The organism is Dietzia sp. CW19 (assembly GCF_014145265.1).
GTDB classification, from domain to species: Bacteria; Actinomycetota; Actinomycetes; order Mycobacteriales; family Mycobacteriaceae; genus Dietzia; species Dietzia natronolimnaea.
Map to the genome: position 1 here is coordinate 1 of NZ_JAALEE010000484.1, position 2,555 is coordinate 2,555.

General features: G+C 71.9%; 3 protein-coding genes. 2 read left to right on the top strand and 1 reads right to left on the bottom strand.

Annotated elements, in window-relative coordinates:
* A partial coding sequence (locus tag G6021_RS13835; RefSeq protein WP_241736566.1) for a leucyl aminopeptidase occupies nt 1-1,157 on the top strand: 1,157 nt, incomplete at its 5' end.
* Between the two features lie 34 nt (nt 1,158-1,191).
* Here G6021_RS13835 and G6021_RS13840 read toward each other — a convergent pair.
* Nucleotides 1,192-1,557: an oxidoreductase gene (locus G6021_RS13840; RefSeq protein WP_182611205.1), complete on the bottom strand. Its 366-nt coding sequence runs from the start codon at nt 1,555-1,557 to the stop codon at nt 1,192-1,194.
* Nucleotides 1,558-1,870: 313 nt separating this feature from the next.
* On the opposite strand from G6021_RS13840, the gene G6021_RS13845 reads away from it, so the two are divergent.
* Nucleotides 1,871-2,555: biotin/lipoyl-containing protein (locus G6021_RS13845; RefSeq protein WP_347238975.1), on the top strand; the 685-nt coding region annotated here is incomplete at its 3' end.

Below are 2,555 nucleotides of genomic sequence, written 5' to 3' on the forward strand. Positions count from 1 at the left end.
GTGGGCTGGGCGCCGCACTGGTCCTGCTCGACGCCGGGCGCGCCGAGGCGGTCGCGTTGGGGGCTGCGCTGGGATCGTTCCGGCCGGCCAAGGTCACGGCGAAGAACGACGACGACGACAAGGCGGACACCGTGAAGGTGTTCGTCGCGGAGGGCGGCGAGGACGCGGTGACCCGTGCCGCCACCATCGCCGAGTGCGTCGGCCTCGCCCGCGACCTGGTCAACACCCCACCCAACCTGCTCTTCCCCGGTTCCTTCGCGGACCGCGCCGCCGAGCTCGCCGCCGCCGCGGGCCTGGAGGTGGAGATCATGGACGAGGCCGACCTGGCCGACGGTGGATACGGCGGCATCCTGGCCGTGGGCGGCGGGTCGTCCCGGCCACCACGCCTGGTCCGACTCACCCACCGGGGCAACGAGAACCGGCCGCCCGTCGCCCTGGTGGGCAAAGGCGTCACCTTCGACACCGGCGGCATCTCCATCAAGCCGGCCGCGGGCATGGAGCAGATGACGATGGACATGGGCGGTGCGGCCGCCGTGGTCGCGACCGTCATCCTGGCCGCCCGGCTCGGTCTCGACCTGACCGTGGTGGCGACCGTCCCGATGGCCGAGAACATGCCGTCCTCGACCGCGTACCGGCCCGGCGACGTGCTCACCATGTACGGCGGGACGACGGTCGAGGTGCAGAACACCGACGCCGAGGGGCGGCTGATCCTGGCCGACGCCATCGTCCGCGCGTGCGAGGACTCGCCGTCCCACCTCATCGACACCGCCACGCTCACCGGGGCGCAGATGGTCGCACTGGGCAAGAAGTCCCCCGGTGTCATGGGCACCGAGGAGTTCCGAGACCGGGTGGCCGAGCTCAGCCGGGGGGTCGGCGAGGGCGGCTGGCCGATGCCGCTGCCCGAGGAGCTCCGCGACGGCCTCGACTCCCAGGTCGCGGATCTGACCAACGTCACCCCGCACCGCTGGGGCGGCATGCTCTCCGCGGGCCTGTTCCTCTCCGAGTTCGTCGCCGAGGGCGTCGAGTGGGCCCACGTCGACGTGGCGGGCCCGGCCTACAACGACGGCGGCGCCGAGGGCTACCTGCCCAAGGGCGGGACCGGTGTCCCCGTCCGGACGATGCTCGCGGTGCTCGAGGACATCGCCGCGGCCGGCTGACCCGTCCGCGGGCGGCTCACCCGTCCGCGGCCGGTCAGGCCTCGTCGGCTCCGCGCATCTGTTCGCGGAGCCGGCGGGCCCTCTCCATGCGCTCGCGGGAGATGCGGACCTCCTCGAAGAGCCGCATCCGGTCCGGGTACCCGGTCTCCATCGCGTCGTAGAGGGGGATCTTGAGCTCGTCGGCGAGCTTGCGCGCGGTGGCCACGTCCCCCACCGGGCGTCGCGTCCACTCGCCGTCGAACGCGACCAGGAGGAGTCCGGGCACCGACACGAGGGTCTCGGGCTCCAGGTACGCCTCGATCCCCACCCGGGTCTCGCACCAGGATCGGAAGTGGGCGAGGTCGGCGGGATCCGCGGGGATCCGCGTCTGCCGCCGCCGGAAAAGATCGCGGATCGCCACTGTCGGTCTCCTCCCGTCGGCCCCCCGTCCGGGGTGGGGCCGTCTACGCCGAATCGATCGTACCGAGCCCGAGCACCGGTGATGGCGCGGCCGCCGGGCGGATCGGACGCCCACAGACGCCGGGATCGGAGCGTCCGCCGACACCGGTAGGTGGCACAGGGCACAATGGGGGTCGATCGTCCGGGCGGGCCGCCACAGTGGTTCCGTCCCGGGTCGTCTCGAAGAATCGATAGCCCACCACCATGTCGCCGCTCACGCGGGTGCGGATCGCGCCGGCGGGCAGCGCCCAGAACTCTTGAGGAGTCACGACACCATGGCCTTCTCCGTACAGATGCCGGCTCTCGGTGAATCCGTCAGCGAGGGCACCGTCACCCGCTGGCTCAAGAAGGAGGGGGACACCGTCGAGGTCGACGAGCCGTTGCTCGAGGTCTCGACCGACAAGGTCGACACCGAGATCCCGTCGCCCGCCGCGGGCACGCTGTCCAAGATCGTCGCCGACGAGGACGAGACCGTCGAGATCGGCGGCGAACTCGCGGTCATCGACGACGGTTCCGGTGGATCGGACGACACCGACGAGCCGGCGGAGGAGTCCTCCGACGACGATGTCGACGACGACTCCGATGACGATGCCGACGAGGCCGACACCTCCGCGGAGGAGGCCGACGAGGCACCCGCCGAGAAGCCCGCGACGTCCTCCGGCGACTCGGGCGGCAAGGGCTCGGGCGGCAAGGGCACCGAGGTCACCATGCCCGAACTCGGCGAATCCGTCACCGAGGGCACCATCACCAACTGGCTCAAGGCCGTGGGCGACACCGTCGAGATGGACGAGCCCCTGCTCGAGGTCTCCACCGACAAGGTCGACACCGAGATCCCCTCCCCCGTCGCCGGCACCCTGCAGAAGATCGTCGCCGACGAGGACGAGACCGTCGAGGTCGGTGCCGTCCTCGCCGTCATCGGCGACGGCGACTCCTCCGACCGGGACGACGAGCCCGCCGACG